Genomic DNA, 16,643 nt, shown 5'->3' with positions numbered 1-16,643 from the left:
ACGTGTCAGTGCGGCACCGGGGTAGCACGATCGAGGAGCTGCGCGCGAGCGTGGGCCTGCGGATCGCCGACGAGCAGCTGCTGCGCACGATGGCCGCTGGACTGGACGACGTCGAGGAGTTGCTGCGCGACACCGCGCGCAGCGAGGTGCAGGCCGTCCACGACGCCGCGTCGCACCTGGTCGAGGCGGGTGGCAAACGCTTCCGTCCGATGCTGACGCTGCTGGCGGGCGAGTTCGGCGAGGGCAACCACTCCGACGTCGTGATCGCCGCGGCGGCGGTCGAGCTGGTGCACCTGGCGACCCTCTACCACGACGACGTCATGGACGAGGCGACGATGCGGCGCGGCGCGCCCAGCGTGAACGCCCGCTGGACCAACAGCATCGCCATCCTCACCGGCGACTTCCTGTTCGCGCACGCGTCGCGGCTGGTGTCCGACCTGGGCACGGACGCGGCCCGGATCCTCGCCGAGACGTTCAGCGAGCTGGTCACCGGGCAGATGCGGGAGACCGTCGGCCCCGGCGAGGGTGAGGACCCGGTCGACCACTACCTGACCGTGATCGCGCAGAAGACCGGTTCGCTGATCGCCACGTCCGGCCGGTTCGGCTCGATGGTCTCCGGCGCGAAACCGGACGTGGTCACCGCGATGCAGCGGTTCGGCGACATCATCGGCACCGCGTTCCAGATCTCCGACGACATCATCGACATCGCGTCGCCGTCGCACGAGTCCGGCAAGACCCCGGGCACCGACCTGCGGGAGGGCGTGCGCACCCTGCCGATGCTGTACGCGCTGGCCGACCCGGACAGCGACCCGCGCCTGGTCGAGCTGCTGGCCGGGCCGATCACCGAAGACGACCTGGTCGAGGAGGCGCTGACCCTGCTCAGGGCCTCGACCGGCCTGGACCGCGCCATGGTCACCCTGTCGGACTACGCTCAGCGGGCGAGGACGGAGCTGGCCCCCCTGCCGGCCGGGCCCGCGCGGGACGCGTGCGAGTCGGTCGCGGACTACCTCGTCGCGCGGACACGGTAAGTACGCGCGGGGCGGGCCGCGTCATGCGCGTGCCGCTGCGGCGTCACTCACAGTGGTAACCGCGCGGTAGGAGAGGAAGGACAGCACGGATGTCCCTTTTCGGACAGGTCTGGCTGTGGAGCGCGGCGGCATTCGTGGTCGGGGTGCTGCTGACCTGGTTGTTCCTGGCACGACCGGCCCAGGCGAGAAGCCGGCACCTGGAGCGCAGGCTCCTCGCCGCGCAGAGCGCACCGGCCGCGCAGCCGACGCGAAGCTTCGACCGCGACCCGGACCCGGTGTCCGCGCCGGTCGCGAGGAAGGAGCCCGCCGTCGAGGAGGCGCTGGGCGAGGAGCACCCGGCGCCGTCGTGGCTGGAGCGGGACAGCCTGGCCGGGCGGTCGTACCAGCCGGGCTCGGAGATCGACGACGATTCGCTGTTCGCGGCCGAGGCTGAGGACGACGAACCGGAGTACCGCGGGGCCGCCGACGGTGAGTACCGCGGGGCGGGCGTGCTGGAGCCCGAGGGAGAGTACCGCGGTACCGGTGCGCTGGAGCCGGAGGCTCCGGCGGAGGCGACCACGCTGTTCAATGCCTTCGGGCGGGACCTCGGTGACACCGGCCGGGATGCCGCGTCGGAGCGCGGTTCGCTGTTCGAGCGGGACGAGGCGGCGGAGGCCGGTTCGCTGTTCGAGCGGGAGGACCAGGGGCGCGGCTCCCTGTTCGAACAGGAGCAGGCTGAGCGCAGGGCGTTCGAGCGGGGTTCGCCGGACGAGCCGCGCTCCGAGGGCGTGCACGCGGCTGGTCCGGAATCCGAGGGCGCCCAGACCGAGCAGACCTCCGTGTTCGAGGCAGGCCAGGCGGCTGAGCGGGGCTCACTGTTCGAGCGGGACCAGGCGCCGGAGCGCGGGTCGCTGTTCGACCCCGATCACGCACCCGAGCAGCCGAAGACGCCGGATGCGGCGACGCCTTTCACGCCGTTCGCGGCGCCGGAGCCGGAGCCGGAGCCGCCGGCCTACGCGTTCGGTGCGGACGAGCAGCAGCCGTCCGCCAACGACGAGGTGGCCACCGAGACCACGCAGATCCTGCCGAAGCGGCAGCCGCGCCGCTCGGCGCACGCGTTCGACCCACCGCAGCCGGTTCAGCCGTCGATGCGGACCGTCGAGCGGCGTGAGCCGACGCGGCCCGAGGAGGGTGGCCGCAGCGGGTCCCTGTTCGAGCCGGCTCCGCGGGCAGCCGATGCCCCGTCGCAGTCCCACGGGGCCGTGCCGCCGGGGCCGTTCGGGCCGGGTTCGGCGATGCCGCGGCCCGGTGGCGGGAGCCCGGCGGAGGACTTCACGGTGAAGGCGAGCGTGACGGCGCTGCGCTACTGCACCACGGACTCCCCGCAGTTCGCGCGGATGGTGGCCGAGGTGTGGTTCCGCTCGGCCGAGGACGCCGAGCGCGTCGGTTTCCGGCCGCTGTAAGCCCGGCCGCGAAGAGGTCCCGCACGGACAGCGCGGGACCTCTTTTCGTCGGTGCGGATCAGTCGACCGTCCAGGTGTCCTTGCCGGTCAGCAGCGCCTGCAGGTCGGCGGGCTTGGCCGATCGGGCCTGCTCCACCTGTGCGCGGGCGTCGTCGTCGTAGGTGGGGCGGGAGACCTGGCGGAAGATGCCGGTCGGGGTGTGGTTGAGGTTCTGGTCGCCGATCCGGGACAGCCCGAACGCGTACGCGGTGTCGGTGATCGTCGGATCGTGCACGATCAGCTCTGATTCGCCGACCTCGGCCACCTTGGCGACCTCGAACCCGCCCCACCGGTTGGGCACCACGCCGAACTCACCCTCGGAACCGAACCGCACCGGCTCACCGGCACGGAGCGGGATGATCCGCTGAGCCGCCTCGTCCTTGTCCTTGAGCACGTCGAACGCGCCGTCGTTGAAGATGGGGCAGTTCTGGTAGATCTCCACCAGCGCGGAGCCGCGGTGCCGGGCCGCGGCGGTCAGCACCTCGGTGAGGCCCTTCTTGTCGGAATCCAGGGCGCGGCCGACGAAAGTCGCCTCCGCGCCCAGCGCCAGCGAGATCGGGTTGAACGGGGTGTCCACCGAACCCATCGGTGTGGACTTGGTGACCATGCCCTGCCCGGACGTCGGCGAGTACTGGCCCTTGGTCAGACCGTAGATCCGGTTGTTGAACAGCAGGATCTTGATGTTGACGTTGCGGCGCAGCGCGTGGATCAGGTGGTTGCCGCCGATGGACAACGCGTCGCCGTCACCGGTGACCACCCACACCGACAGGTCGGGCCGCGTGGTGGCCAGGCCGGTCGCGATCGCCGGGGCGCGGCCGTGGATCGAGTGCATCCCGTAGGTGTTGAGGTAGTACGGGAACCGCGACGAGCAGCCGATGCCGGAGACGAACACGATGTTCTCGCGCTTGAGTCCCAGCGTGGGCAGGAACGACTGCACCGTGTTGAGCACGACGTAGTCGCCGCAGCCGGGGCACCAGCGGACTTCCTGGTCGGACTTGAAGTCCTTCGCCTTCTGGGTCTCGTCCGTGGTCGGGACCAAATCCAGACCACCGACCTGGGGAAGACCGAGATCCGTGGCGGTCATCGGGTCAGCGCTCCTTCGATGATGTCGGTGAAGACGTGCTGCAGTTCCTCAGCCTTGAACGGCAGGCCGGCGACCTTGGTGTAGGAGTGCACGTCCTTGAGGTACTTCGCCCGCAGCAGCCAGGCGAGCTGACCCAGGTTCATCTCCGGCACCACCACGCGGTCGTAGCGCGCCAGAACCTCGCCCAGGTTCTTCGGGAACGGGTTCAGGTGCCGCAGGTGCGCCTGCGCGATCGGCATGCCGAGCTTGCGGACGCGGCGGGCCGCGGCGCCGATCGGACCGAACGTGGAGCCCCAGCCCAGCGCCAGCACGCGCGCTTCGCCGGAAGGGTCGTCGATCTCCAGGTCGGGCACGTCGATGCCGTCGACCTTGGCCTGCCGCAACCGGACCATGTGGTCGTGGTTGTCCGGATCGTAGGAGATGTTGCCCTTGCCGTCCTGCTTCTCCAGACCGCCGATGCGGTGTTCCAGACCAGGCGTGCCGGGTACCGCCCACTCACGCGCCAGCGTCTCCGGATCCCGCATGTAGGGCCAGAACTCGCCGGACCCGTCCGTGGCGTTGGGCTGCGAGGCGAAGGTGACCGACAGGTCGGGCAACTGGGTCGCGTCGGGGATCAGCCAGGGTTCGGACCCGTTGGCGTTGGCGCCGTCGGACAGCACGATCACCGGGGTCCGGTACGTCAGCGCGATCCGCACCGCCTCCATGGCCGCCGCGAAACAGTCACCGGGGGATTGCGGCGCGATGACGGGCAGTGGCGATTCACTGTTGCGGCCGAACATCGCCTGCAGCAGGTCGGCCTGCTCGGTCTTGGTCGGCAGACCCGTCGAGGGGCCACCACGCTGCACGTCGATCACGACCAGCGGCAGTTCCAGCATCACGCCGAGTCCGATGGTCTCCGACTTCAACGCCACACCCGGCCCGGAGGTCGAGGTGACACCCAGTGCGCCGCCGTAGGAGGCGCCGAGCGCGGCGCCGATACCGGCGATCTCGTCCTCCGCCTGGAAGGTCAGCACGCCGAAGTTCTTGTGCTTGGACAGCTCGTGCAGGATGTCCGACGCCGGCGTGATCGGGTACGTGCCCAGCAGCACCGGCAGCCCGGCGCGCTGACCGGCGGCGATGATGCCGTAGGCCAGCGCGGTGTTGCCGGTGATCTGCCGGTAGGTGCCCTTGTCCAGCTTCGCCGGCGCCACCTCGTAGGTGGTCACGAACGATTCGGTGGTCTCGCCGTAGTTCCAGCCCGCGCGGAAGGCCAGGATGTTCGCCTCGGCGATGTCCGGCTTCTTGGCGAACTTCTCCCGCAGGAACGCCTCCGTACCCTCGGTGGGCCGGTGGTACATCCACGACAGGAGCCCGAGCGCGAACATGTTCTTGCAGCGCTCGGCGTCCTTCTTGCCCAGTCCGGTGCCTTCCAGTGCTCCCTGGGTGAGTGTCGACATGGCGACCCGGTGGACCTGGAACGCAGACAGCGACTCGTCTTCGAGCGGATCGGTGGCGTAGCCGACCTTGGTGAGGTTGCGCTTGGAGAACTCGTCGGTGTTGACGATGATCGTGCCGCCCGCGGGCACGTCCCGCAGGTTCGCCTTGAGCGCCGCGGGGTTCATCACGACCAGCACGTCCGGCCGGTCGCCGGGGGTGAGGATGTCGTAGTCGGCGAAGTGGACCTGGAACGACGAGACGCCCGGGATGGTGCCCTGTGGCGCCCGGATCTCGGCGGGGAAGTTCGGCAGGGTGGCCAGGTCGTTGCCGAACGCCGCGGCTTCGGAGGTGAACCGGTCGCCGGTCAGCTGCATCCCGTCACCGGAGTCACCGGCGAACCGGATGACCACGCGGTCCAGCTTGGCGACTTCGGTGGGCCGGCTCGCCGACAGCACACCGTGGCCGTTCGTGCTCGTGCTCATGGGTCAGAGAATCCCTCTCTCCCGACAGGCTGCGTCCTCGTCGACACGTGGCCGGTGGGCACACTTCCGCCGATACCTCCACCTTACTTCCTGTTTTGTGACGAGGATCGTGGGTGTGATCCCGGTTACCCGATACTGGCGGTAACAGTTACTTCCGTGTGGTGATCCTGGCCTGCACGGATGCCAGTCGTTCCGCGAAACCGGGCGAGTTCAGCGATTTCACCTGCGGCTCGATCTCGGTGTCCACGGCACGGGAATGCTCAGCCATAGTCGAGGTTTGCCGCAGGGAGAACTTCGTCGCGAGTACCACCTCGCGCGGCGCTCGGGCCGCCGGTTCCGCCAGTTCGAGAGCCGCCTCCAGCAACGTGTCGTGGTCACCGTCCACGGTGCGCAACGTCAGCCCGGCCTCCTCAGCCGCCGCCGCGTCGAGGGACTGGCCGAACAACGTCATCGCCCGCGCCCGCTGGATACCCACCGCGCGCTGCAACATCCAGGTGAATCCGCCGCCGGGGTGCAGACCCAGTTCGAGGAACCGCGGGATGAACTTCGCCCGCGGGCCCGCCAGGCGGACGTCCGCCGCGAGCGCGAGGTTCAGACCGGCGCCGACCGCCGCGCCGCCGACGGCCGCGATCGTCGGCAGCGAACACCGCGCCACCGCGAGGAAGCCCTCGTAAACCGCGCGCAGCCCCTCCTCCTGCGCGCTGCCCAGTGTCGTCAGGTCGGCCCCGGCGCAGAACGCGGGCGGAGTGCCGGTGACGACCAGCGCGTGCACGTTCTCGTCCTGCTCCGCCTCGGTGACGGCCCGTGCCAGCTCGGCGGAAAGAGCCACGGTGAGCGAATTACGCCGCTGCGGGGCGTCGACGGTGAGGACGGCGACCTTGCCCCGTCGCTCGGCCACGATGCGTTCGACCATGGTCGACATCATGTCGCGGGATCGGGCGGCCGCTCAAGGAGCCGGGACAGCACGACCGTCGACACCGTCCGGTCGATGATTTCGAGCCCGCGCAGCCGCTCCAGCGCCGTCTCCAGCTGGTGGATGTCGGCGGCACGCAGGTGCACGATCGCGTCCGCCGCGCCGGTCACCGTGTACGCGGCGACGACCTCCGGCAGCGGTTCCAGCCGGGCGCGGATGCGGGCCGGGGAGATGTTGCCACGGCAGTGGACCTCGACGAACGCCTCGGTGCCCCAGCCCAGCGCCTCCGGGTCGACGACCGCGGTGAACCCACGCAGCACGCCGGTCTCCAGCAGCCGGTCCACCCGGCGTTTGACCGCCGGTGCGGACAGCCCGACGACCTTGCCGATCTCGGCGTAGCTGGCGCGTGCGTTCGTCACGAGACACGAAACGATCTGCTGATCCAGGGTGTTCACACGCAATGTTTAGCAGGTCTGTGAGCAAGAGACAGCGATTGAGTGTCCCTGAATCGAGCCATACCGTGGAGACATGACGACACGGGTACCGACCACCCGCCGATACCTCATGTGCCCGCCCCGGTTCTTCGCCGTCGAGTACGCGATCAACCCCTGGATGGACCCGGCGCGGCCGGTCAGCGCCGAGCGCGCGCTGACGCAATGGCGCGAGCTGCGTGACACCTACCGCCGTCTCGGTCACACGGTCGAGGAGATCGAGCCGCAGCCGGGGCTCCCGGACATGGTCTTCGCCGCCAACTCGGGCACGGTCGTCGACGGCCGGGTGCTCGGCTCACGCTTCCGTGCGCCGCAGCGGGCCGCCGAGGCCGAGCACTTCCGCCGCTGGTTCGTCGAGCACGGCTACCGCGAGGTCGTCATGCCCTCGTTCGTCAACGAGGCCGAGGGCGATTTCGCCTGGACCGGCCGGATGCTGCTCGCCGGCACCGGTTTCCGCACCGACCCCGCCGCCCACGCGGAGGCGCAGGAGGTGCTCGGCGTGCCCGTCCTGTCGCTGCGGCTGACCGATCCGCGCTACTACCACCTCGACACCGCGCTGTTCGTGCTCAGCGAAGCCACCGACAGCACACCGGCGCGGATCGCGTACTACCCGGAGGCGTTTTCCGCCGGATCACGCCGGGTCCTGGCGCGCGTGTTCCCGGACGCCGTGCTCGCCACCGCGGCCGACGCGGAGTGCTTCGGGCTCAACGGGGTGTCCGACGGGCGCAACGTAGTGCTCCCGTCCGAGGCGACCGATCTGGCGGAACGGCTCGTGGTCCGCGGGTACGAACCGGTGCTCGTCGACATCTCCGAACTGCGCAAGGCCGGTGGCGGCCCGAAGTGCTGCACGCTGGAGATCCGCAAGTGAAGACGACATCTCATTTCGAGATCGGTGCCGCGCCGGGGTTCCGCGGTCTGTAACAGCCCCCGCCCGGTCTCCGAATCAGGGGCATGACCAACTGCAGGCTCTGCGGTTCCGCGAACCTCGCCAGCGTCGTCGATCTCGGTGCCACGCCGCCCTGCGAGCTGTTCCTGACCGCGGAACAACTGGACGAGTCGGAAAATACCTTTCCGTTGCACCTGCGGGTGTGCGCGGAATGCCGTCTCGCGCAGATTCCGCCGTTGATCACGCCCGAGGACACGTTCACCGAATACGCCTATTTTTCGTCGTATTCGCGGTCCTGGGTGGACCACGCGGGCAGGTTCGTCACCGGGGCGGTCGAGCGGCTGGGTCTGGACGCCCATTCGTTCGTCGTCGAGGTTGCCAGCAACGACGGGTACCTGCTCAAACACGTTGTGGCACAGGGCATTCGCTGCCTGGGTATCGAGCCGTCGGTGAACGTCGGCCAGGCCGCGCGTGACGCGGGCGTGCCGACGCTGACCGCGTTCCTCGGTCCGGAGAGCGGCGCCGGTGTACGCGAGGAGTACGGGCCCGCGAACCTGGTGGTGGCCAACAACGTCTACGCGCACATCCCGGACGTCATCGGGTTCACGAAGGGCCTGCGCGCGCTCGTCGCCGACGACGGCTGGGTGTCGATCGAGGTCCAGCACCTGCTCACGCTCATCGAGAAAACCCAGTACGACACGATCTACCACGAGCACTTCCAGTACTACACGGTGGCTTCGGCGCAACGTGCGCTCGCCTCCGGCGGACTGTCCCTTGTGGATATCGAACTACTGCCGACGCACGGCGGGTCGGTCCGGCTGTGGGCCCGGCCCGCCGAGACCGCCGGTGAGCCGAGCACGCGCGTACTCGACGTGCTGGCCCGCGAAAAAGCCGCCGGGCTGCTCGAACTTTCCGGCTACACGCAGTTCGCCGAGCGGGTCGCCAAGGTGCGCCGAGACCTGCTGCGGTTCCTCATCGACGCGGCCGACGACGGCCTCACCGTGGTCGGCTACGGCGCGCCCGGCAAGGGCAACACGCTGCTCAACCACTGCGGTATCCGGACCGACCTGCTCGCCTACACGGTCGACCGCAACCCCTACAAGCACGGCCGGTTCACGCCCGGCACCCGCATCCCCATCCTGCCGCCGGACCGCATCGCCGCGGGCCGGCCCGACTACGTCCTGGTCCTGCCGTGGAACCTGCGGGACGAACTGACCCACCAGCTGTCCTACGTCGGGGAGTGGGGCGGCAAGCTCGTCTTTCCCATCCCCAGCCTGGAAATCGTCGAGGTGAACCCATCGTGAAGGTCGTCCTGTTCTGCGGCGGGTACGGGATGCGGATGCGCAATGGCACCGCCTCCGACGTGCCCAAGCCGATGGCCATGGTCGGGCCGCGCCCCCTGATCTGGCACGTCATGCGGTACTACGCGCACTTCGGGCACACCGAATTCATCCTCTGCCTCGGCTACGGGGCGCACCACATCAAGGACTTCTTCCTCAACTACTCCGAAACCACTTCCAACGACTTCGTCCTGCGCGGCGGACGCGCGGAGCTGCTGTCCACCGACATCGCCGACTGGACCATCTCGTTCGTGCAGACCGGGATCGAGTCGCCGATCGGGGAGCGGCTGCGCCGCGTGCGCGAACACCTCGACGGCGACGAGATGTTTCTCGCCAACTACGCCGATGTGCTCACCGACGCACCACTGCCGGAGATGATCGAGCGGTTCGAACGCTCCGGGGCGGGCGCGTCGATGATGGTCGTACCGCCGCAGTCGTCGTTCCACTGCGTCGAGATGGACGAGGGCGGTCTGGTCGGTTCGATCACGGCGGTCAGCGAGATGCCGCTGTGGGAGAACGGCGGGTACTTCGTGCTGCGGCAGGATGTCTTCGACCACATCCCGGAGAACGGTGACCTGGTGGCCGATGGGTGCGCCGAACTGGCCAAGCGCGGCCGTCTCCTGGCCTACCCCTACCGCGGCTTCTGGAAGCCGACGGACACCGTGAAGGAGCGCTACGCCCTGGACGAGGCGTACACGCGCGGCGTGCGGCCGTGGGCGTTGTGGGAAAAGGACAGAGTGCCGGCGTGATCGGTCTGGTTCCCGAACGGCTGGAGCGGATCGTGGTGCTCGGCGCGCACTGCGACGACATCGCGATCGGCGCGGGCGGGACGTTGCTCACGATGAGCCGTCCCGGACTGCGCGTGGACGCACTGGTGCTCTCCGGCGGAGGCAGCGAGCGTGAGGACGAGGAACGGGCCGCGCTCACCGCTTTCTGTCCCGGTGCGGACCTCGACGTCACCGTGCTCAAGATGCCGGACGGGCGGCTGCCCGCGCACTGGGACGAGGTCAAGAACGCGCTGGAGGAGCTGCGGTCGCGCACCGATCCGGACCTGATTCTCGCGCCCCGCACCGATGACGCGCACCAGGACCACCGCGGTCTCGCCGAGCTCGTGCCGACGGCGTTCCGCGGGCACCTGACGCTCGGTTACGAGATCGTCAAGTGGGACGGCGATCTGACCACGCCGTCGGTCTACGTGCCGCTGGCCCGGGAACTCGCCGAGAAAAAGGCCGCATTGCTGCAACGGCAGTATCCCTCGCAGCGACATCGTCCTTGGTACGACCGGGAAGCCTTCCTCGGCCTCGCCCGCATCCGGGGCATCGAATGCCAGGCGCGGTACGCGGAAGCCTTCCACGTCAAGAAGATGTGTCTCCAGCTGGAGGGCTGAGCCATGCGTGTGCTGCTGACCGGGCACAAGGGGTATCTGGGCACGGTGATGGCGCCGGTGCTCACCGCCGCCGGGCACGAGGTGACCGGTCTCGACTCGGGGCTGTTCGACGACTGCGTGCTCGGCCCGGCACCGCAGGACCCGGCCGGCCACCGGGTGGACCTGCGTGACGTCACGCCCGCGCAGTTGTCCGGAGTGGACGCCGTGATCCACCTGGCCGCGCTGTCGAACGATCCGCTGGGCGCGCTCGCCCCGGAGCTGACCTACGACATCAACCACAGGGCGGCGGTCCGGCTGGCCCGTCTGGCGAAGGACGCCGGGGTGTCCCGGTTCCTGTACGCCTCGACCTGCTCGGTCTACGGCGCTTCGGGTGGTGCGGGCCTGGTGAACGAGGACGCGCCGCTGCGGCCGGTGACGCCGTACGCGGAGTCGAAGGTGCTGGTCGAGGACGATCTGCACGGCATGGCCGACGACGGTTTCAGCCCGGTCTGCCTGCGCAACGCCACCGCGTTCGGGTTCTCACCGCGGCTGCGGGCCGACATCGTGCTGAACAACCTGGTCGGGCACGCATGGCTGTCCGGTGAGGTGCTGGTGCTCTCCGACGGCACGCCGTGGCGGCCGCTGGTGCACGCCCAGGACATCGCGAAGGCGTTCGCCGCCGCGCTGGTGGCGCCGCGCGAAGCGGTGCACGACAGGGCGTTCAACATCGGTACCGAGAGCAACAACGTGACCGTCGCCGAGATCGCGCAGCAGGTCGTCGAGGCCGTGCCGGGGTCGCGGCGGCGGATCACCGGGGAGGCGGGCGCCGATCCGCGGTCCTACCGGGTCGACTTCTCCCGGTTCCGCGCCGCGGTCCCCGGCTTCACCTGCGACTGGTCGGTCAAGGACGGCGCGGTCGAGCTGATCGACGCCTACCAGCGGCACGGGCTCACGCACCGGACGTTCGAGCAGAGCTTCACGCGTCTCGCGCGGCTCGAGCACCACCGCGCGCACGGCGCGGTCGACGACACGCTGCGGTTCACCTGATGCTCACCGGAGGGGAGATGCACGCGCTGGTGGAGCGGATGTACCCGCTCTGCCGGAGCATCACCGGGGACGGCGTCCGCGCGACGCTGGACGCCATCGGCGAGCACATCCCGCTGGACCGGCACGAGGTGCCCACCGGTACGCAGGTGTTCGACTGGACGGTGCCGCAGGAGTGGAACATCCGCGACGCCTACATCGCCGACGCCGACGGCAAGCGCGTGGTCGACTTCCGGGAGTCGAACCTGCACGTCGTCGGATACAGCGTGCCGGTCGCGGCGACCATGACGCTGGCCGAGCTGCGGCCGCACCTGCACACGCTGCCGGACCATCCGTCCTGGGTGCCCTACCGCACCAGCTACTACTCGCCGACCTGGGGTTTCTGCCTCGCGCAGGAGACGCTGGACGCGCTGCCGGACGGCGAGTACGAGGTGCGCATCGACTCGACGCTCGCGGACGGGCACCTCAGCTACGGCGAGCACGTCGTACCGGGGCGGGTCGACGACGAGGTGATCGTGTCCTGCCACGTCTGCCACCCGTCACTGGCCAACGACAACCTCGCCGGGATCGCGGTCGCGGTGTCACTCGCGCAGGCCCTGGAAAACCCCTACTACACCTACCGTTTCCTGTTCATGCCCGGCACGATCGGCGCCATCACCTGGCTGGCCCGCAACCGGGTCGAGCGGATCCGGCACGGCATCGTCCTCGCGTGCGCGGGCGACCGGGGCGACCTGACGTACAAGCGGTCGAGACGCGGCGCCGCCGAGATCGACCGCGTTCTGGAGCACGCGCTGCGTGACCGTCCACATCGGATCGCCGATTTCTCACCGTACGGTTACGACGAGCGGCAGTTCTGCTCGCCCGGATTCAACCTGGGGGTCGGCTCACTCACCCGGACGCCGTACGCCGGTTACCCCGAGTACCACACCTCCGCCGACAACCCGGACTTCATCTCACCTTCGGCAATGGAAGACACACTCGTCGTGCTGCGAGAGGCGTTCGCGATTCTCGACCGCAACCGCCGCTACACGAACCTCAGCCCCTACGGCGAACCGCAACTCGGCAAGCGCGGCCTGTACGACTCCCTCGGCGGCCGCAGCGACGCCAAACAGGCCCAGATGGCGATGCTGTGGGTCCTCAACCTCGCCGACGGCGACCATGACCTGCTCGGCATCGCACAACGGTCCGGCCTCGGCTTCGAGGCGGTCGCCGCTGCGGCCACCGCGCTGCACGACGCCGGACTCGTGAAGGAGTGATCGCGTGACCCCCCGCCGCTCGACGCCCCAGCGCTCGGGGCTGCGCGCCATGGCCGGGCGGCTGTCCTGGGGGCTGGGCGACCAGGCGGTGTCGAGCATGACGAACTTCGTCGTCGGCATCTACGTGGCCCGCGAACTGGGCGTCACCGCGTTCGGCATCTTCAGCCTGGCCTGGGTCACCTACGGCGTGATGCTCAACGTGTCCCGCGGTCTCGCGACCGATCCGCTGATGGTGCGGTTCAGCGGTGTCGACGCCGCGGCGTGGCGCCCGGCGGTGGCCCGGTCGTCGTCGACCGCGCTCGCCGTCGGCGCCGCGGCGGGTCTGGTCAGCGTGTTGTCCGGCATCGTGGCCGGGGGCAGTGTCGGGCCCGCGTTCATCGCGCTCGGCGTGATCCTGCCTGCGTTGCTGCTGCAGGACAGCTGGCGGTTCGCGTTCTTCGCCTCCGGCGAGGGGCGGAAGGCGTTCGTGAACGACCTGCTGTGGGGCGTCGCGATGATCCCCGCGATGGTGCTGGCCGACCTGCACGGCAGCGTCGTCGCGTTCCTGCTGGCCTGGGGTGGCGCGGCCGCGGTCGCAGCCCTCTACGGCTACCGCCAGACCGGGTTGCGGCCGGGTGTCGCCGGAGTGCGGAGGTGGCTGCACGACCAGCGCGACCTCGGCCCTCGCTACCTCGTCGAGAACGTCAGCAACAGCGGCGGGTCGCAGATCCGGATGTACGGGCTGGGCGCGATCGCCGGGGTCGCGGCCGTCGGTACCGTGCGCGGCGGTGAACTGCTGCTCGGGCCGTTCCTGGCCGTCCTGATGGGACTCGCGTTCGTCGCGGTGCCCGAGGCCGCGCGGGTGGTGCGGCGCAACGTCCGCAGGCTGACCACGTTCTGCCTGGTGCTCGGCGGCAGCCAGGCGCTCGGCGCGCTGTTGTGGGGCGGTGCGCTGCTGGTGCTCCTCAACGACCGGCTCGGTGAGTGGGTGCTCGGCGACGTCTGGCACACCGCGCAGGCGATGATCATCCCGGCCACGCTGTCCGTCTTCAACGCAAGTCTCATCGGCGGTGCCGCGTCCGGCCTGCGGGCGCTGGGCGCGGCCAAGCGCAGCATGCGCTGCCAGCTCATCGCGTCCGCGCTCTACGTCGTCGGCGGGCTGTCCGGTGCCGCGATCGGCGGGGCCGTCGGGTCCGGCTGGGGCGTCGCGTGCGCCACGTTCGCCGGTGCGTTCGTCTGGTGGAGCCAGTTGCACGTCGCCGTCCGCGAGTACGTTCCCGAGGAAGCGAGGACCCCATGACGAACGCACCGAGGTTGAGCATCGGCCTGCCGGTCTACAACGGGGAGAACTACGTCGCCGAAGCGATCGACAACCTGCTCGCGCAGACCTTCACCGACTTCGAGCTGGTCATCTCCGACAACGCCTCCACCGACGGCACCCGGGAGATCTGCGAGAAGTACGCGGCGAAGGACGAGCGGATCCGCTACCTGCGACAGCCGTGCAACATCGGCGCCGCGCCCAACCACAACTTCGTCGTGCAGGCGTCGCGCGGCGAGTTCTTCAAGTGGGCCGCGCACGACGACCTGTTCGCGCCCGAGCTGCTGGAGAAGTGCGTGCGGGCGCTCGACGAACACCCGGAAGCCGTGCTCGCGCACTCGCACATGGCGATCGTGGACGAGCGCGGTGAGATCCTGGAGAACTACGACTACACGCTGGACACGGATTCGCCGGACACCGCGAAACGGTTCCGCAGCCTCATGTTCGTCGAGGGCGGCGACGACTTCTACGGCGTCATCCGCACCTCGGTGATGCGCCGGATCGCCCCGCACGACAGCTACCACAACGCGGGCCGCAAGCTCGTCGGCGAGCTGGCCCTGTACGGGACGTTCGTGCAGGTCCCCGAGGTCATGTTCTTCCGGCGCGAGCACCCCGGCCGCGGCGACAACCTGGGTTCGGTGCAGAAGGTGTGCGCGAACCTCGACCCGCGCCGCCAGGGCCAGTCGACGGCGCGGTTGTTCGCCGCCTACCTCGCCGGGTACCTCGTCGCGATCCGGCGGGCGCCGTTGTCGTCGGGCGAGCGGCGGCGCTGCTACGGCGTCATCGCCGAGTGGCTGGGCGGCAAGCCCCTGCGGAAGGCGGGGCTGATCACGTGACGCGGATCGGGTTCTTCGGCATCCTCGGTTCGGGCAACCTGGGCAACGACGGCTCGCTCGACGCCGTGATCAGGTGGGTGCGAGAGCGATACCCCGACGCGCAGCTGGGTTTCCTCGCGATGGGCCCGGAGCGGCTCACCGCGCGTTATGGTGCGCCGGCCACGCACCTGCAGTGGTACGAGCCGCACGCGGGCGACGCCACCGGTCTGCGGGCGGCCGGGCTCAAGGTGCTCGGCAAGCTGCTGGACCCGTTCCGGACCTGGGCCTGGGTGCGGAAGTACGACGTGGTGATCGTGCCGGGCATGGGCGTGCTGGAGGCGACGCTGCCGCTGCGGCCGTGGGCGCTGCCGTATTCGTTGCTCCTGCTCGGCGCCACGGCCCGGCTGACCGGTACGAAGGTCGCACTGGTCAGCGTCGGGTCGGACGTGGTGCGCAAGCGGGCGACCCGCTGGGTGATCACGCGCGCGGCGCGGCTGGCGCACTACCGGTCCTACCGCGACGAACACTCGCGTGAGGCGATGCGGCGGATGGGCGTGGACGTGGGTGCCGACGAGGTCTTCCCGGACCTCGCGTTCGGGCTCGCCGATCCCGAGTCGCGGCCCGCGACCGGTGCGGTCGGCGTCGGGGTGATGGCCTTCCACGGCGGCAACGACGACCGTGCCCGCGCGGACGAGATCAACCGCGCCTACCTGGCCGCGGTGAAGCGGTTCGTGCGCCTGCTGGCCGACGAGGGTCGCCCGGTCCGGTTGTTCACCGGCGATGTGGCCGACGACGAGGTGATCACGGAGATCCTCGCGGCCGTCCCCGGCGCGGACATCGTGGCGGAACCGCTGACCTCGCTGGACGATCTGATGCGGCAGATGGCCGCCGTCGATGTCGTCGTCGCCACCCGGTACCACAACGTGCTGTGCGCGTTGAAGACCGCGAAGCCGACGCTGTCGCTGGGCTACGCGCGCAAGAACGACGTCCTGATGGAGACGATGGGGCTCGGCGGGTTCTGCCAGTCCGCGCGGGAACCCGATTTCGGCCGGCTGATCGAGCAGTTCCGCGAGTTGGAGGACCGGCGCGAGGAACTGATCGCTGTCCTGAAAGAGCGAAATCGGGTGATTCGCGAGCGCCTGGAGCGCCAGTTCGCCACACTGTCCGAAACGGTCATCGAGAGGAGCAAGGCATGAAAGCCGTTCCGGTTCCCGCCATCGCCGGGGCGTGGCTGTTCGAACCGGCCCCGCACGTCGACGAGCGCGGGTTCTTCTCCCGCACGTTCGACCGCGAGGTGACGGCGTCGGTCGGCATCGACCCGGACGGGTTCGCGCAGGACAGCCTGTCCCGGTCACGCAAGGGCGTGATCCGCGGCATGCACCTGCGCTCCGGTGCCGGGGAGTCCAAACTGGTCCGCTGCTCCTTCGGCGAGGTGTTCGACGTCGTGGTGGACCTGCGGCCGGATTCGCCGACGTTCCGCAACGTCGAGTACTTCCGGCTCTCCGGCGAAACCCAGGTCACCGTGTACGTGCCGGCCGGCTGCGCGCACGGTTTCCAGGCACTGACCGACCCCGCCGACGTGTCCTACCGCATCGACCGGCCGCACGACCCGTCCGAGGACGTCGCGATCGCCTTCGACGACCCGGAGCTGGCCATCCCGTGGCCGCTGCCGGTGACCCTGACCTCCGAGCGGGACCGGCGCGCCCCGTCACTCGGCGAAGTTTTGAGAACTCTGAGGTGACAG

The 16,643-nt window shown here is 69.7% G+C and carries 16 protein-coding genes; 12 read left to right on the top strand and 4 right to left on the bottom strand.

What is annotated here, in order from left to right:
* Window positions 1–8 precede the first annotated feature (8 nt).
* Together HNR02_RS06390 and HNR02_RS06385 are read left to right on the top strand one after the other, a co-directional pair.
* Window positions 9–1,028: a polyprenyl synthetase family protein gene (locus tag HNR02_RS06390; RefSeq protein ID WP_179772261.1), complete on the top strand. Its 1,020-nt coding sequence runs from the start codon at window positions 9–11 to the stop codon at window positions 1,026–1,028.
* An 89-nt stretch (window positions 1,029–1,117) separates the two neighbouring features.
* Complete coding sequence (locus HNR02_RS06385) at window positions 1,118–2,470, top strand: sunset domain-containing protein (protein ID WP_179772260.1); 1,353 nt, start codon at window positions 1,118–1,120, stop codon at window positions 2,468–2,470.
* A 58-nt stretch (window positions 2,471–2,528) separates the two neighbouring features.
* On the opposite strand, the gene HNR02_RS06380 is transcribed toward HNR02_RS06385, so the two are convergent.
* From HNR02_RS06380 to HNR02_RS06365, 4 genes are all read right to left on the bottom strand, one after another.
* The gene (locus HNR02_RS06380) at window positions 2,529–3,593 is read right to left on the bottom strand and encodes a 2-oxoacid:ferredoxin oxidoreductase subunit beta (RefSeq protein ID WP_179772259.1); all 1,065 of its coding nucleotides are present in this window, start codon (window positions 3,591–3,593) and stop codon (window positions 2,529–2,531) included.
* Window positions 3,590–5,491 (bottom strand): 2-oxoacid:acceptor oxidoreductase subunit alpha, encoded by a 1,902-nt coding sequence (locus HNR02_RS06375; protein ID WP_179772258.1) that lies wholly within the window; start codon window positions 5,489–5,491, stop codon window positions 3,590–3,592. The genes HNR02_RS06380 and HNR02_RS06375 overlap by 4 nt, the downstream gene beginning before the upstream one ends.
* 148 nt (window positions 5,492–5,639) lie before the next feature.
* Window positions 5,640–6,404, bottom strand: a complete 765-nt coding sequence (locus HNR02_RS06370; protein ID WP_179772257.1) for an enoyl-CoA hydratase — start codon at window positions 6,402–6,404, stop codon at window positions 5,640–5,642.
* An 8-nt stretch (window positions 6,405–6,412) separates the two neighbouring features.
* A complete protein-coding gene (locus tag HNR02_RS06365) occupies window positions 6,413–6,859 on the bottom strand; it encodes an Lrp/AsnC family transcriptional regulator (protein ID WP_179772256.1) in 447 nt (148 codons plus the stop codon).
* Window positions 6,860–6,932: 73 nt separating this feature from the next.
* On the opposite strand from HNR02_RS06365, the gene ddaH reads away from it, so the two are divergent.
* From ddaH to HNR02_RS06315, 10 genes are all read left to right on the top strand, one after another.
* Window positions 6,933–7,763 carry a dimethylargininase gene (ddaH, locus tag HNR02_RS06360; RefSeq protein WP_376772824.1) on the top strand — a complete coding sequence of 277 codons (831 nt, stop codon included), beginning with the start codon at window positions 6,933–6,935 and terminating at the stop codon, window positions 7,761–7,763.
* An 83-nt stretch (window positions 7,764–7,846) separates the two neighbouring features.
* Window positions 7,847–9,085 (top strand): class I SAM-dependent methyltransferase, encoded by a 1,239-nt coding sequence (locus HNR02_RS06355; RefSeq protein ID WP_179772255.1) that lies wholly within the window; start codon window positions 7,847–7,849, stop codon window positions 9,083–9,085.
* Window positions 9,082–9,870, top strand: coding sequence for a sugar phosphate nucleotidyltransferase (locus HNR02_RS06350; protein WP_179772254.1), 789 nt, complete (start codon window positions 9,082–9,084; stop codon window positions 9,868–9,870). Before HNR02_RS06355 ends, HNR02_RS06350 begins: the two co-directional genes overlap by 4 nt.
* Window positions 9,867–10,508, top strand: a complete 642-nt coding sequence (locus HNR02_RS06345) for a PIG-L deacetylase family protein (protein WP_179772253.1) — start codon at window positions 9,867–9,869, stop codon at window positions 10,506–10,508. The genes HNR02_RS06350 and HNR02_RS06345 overlap by 4 nt, the downstream gene beginning before the upstream one ends.
* A gap of 3 nt (window positions 10,509–10,511) precedes the next feature.
* The gene (locus HNR02_RS06340) at window positions 10,512–11,534 is read left to right on the top strand and encodes an NAD-dependent epimerase/dehydratase family protein (protein ID WP_179772252.1); all 1,023 of its coding nucleotides are present in this window, start codon (window positions 10,512–10,514) and stop codon (window positions 11,532–11,534) included.
* Window positions 11,534–12,787: a DUF4910 domain-containing protein gene (locus HNR02_RS06335; RefSeq protein ID WP_179772251.1), complete on the top strand. Its 1,254-nt coding sequence runs from the start codon at window positions 11,534–11,536 to the stop codon at window positions 12,785–12,787. Before HNR02_RS06340 ends, HNR02_RS06335 begins: the two co-directional genes overlap by 1 nt.
* Before the next feature lie 49 nt (window positions 12,788–12,836).
* Window positions 12,837–14,066: an MATE family efflux transporter gene (locus tag HNR02_RS06330; protein WP_179775736.1), complete on the top strand. Its 1,230-nt coding sequence runs from the start codon at window positions 12,837–12,839 to the stop codon at window positions 14,064–14,066.
* Complete coding sequence (locus HNR02_RS06325; protein ID WP_179772250.1) at window positions 14,063–14,920, top strand: glycosyltransferase family 2 protein; 858 nt, start codon at window positions 14,063–14,065, stop codon at window positions 14,918–14,920. The genes HNR02_RS06330 and HNR02_RS06325 overlap by 4 nt, the downstream gene beginning before the upstream one ends.
* Complete coding sequence (locus HNR02_RS06320; RefSeq protein ID WP_179772249.1) at window positions 14,917–16,095, top strand: polysaccharide pyruvyl transferase family protein; 1,179 nt, start codon at window positions 14,917–14,919, stop codon at window positions 16,093–16,095. Before HNR02_RS06325 ends, HNR02_RS06320 begins: the two co-directional genes overlap by 4 nt.
* Window positions 16,092–16,640 (top strand): dTDP-4-dehydrorhamnose 3,5-epimerase family protein, encoded by a 549-nt coding sequence (locus tag HNR02_RS06315; protein ID WP_179772248.1) that lies wholly within the window; start codon window positions 16,092–16,094, stop codon window positions 16,638–16,640. Before HNR02_RS06320 ends, HNR02_RS06315 begins: the two co-directional genes overlap by 4 nt.
* Window positions 16,641–16,643 lie beyond the last annotated feature (3 nt).

It is taken from the genome of Amycolatopsis endophytica, assembly GCF_013410405.1.
In the GTDB taxonomy this organism is placed as follows: Bacteria; Actinomycetota; Actinomycetes; order Mycobacteriales; family Pseudonocardiaceae; genus Amycolatopsis_E; species Amycolatopsis_E endophytica.
This window is presented reverse-complemented; position numbering and strand designations above follow the sequence as displayed.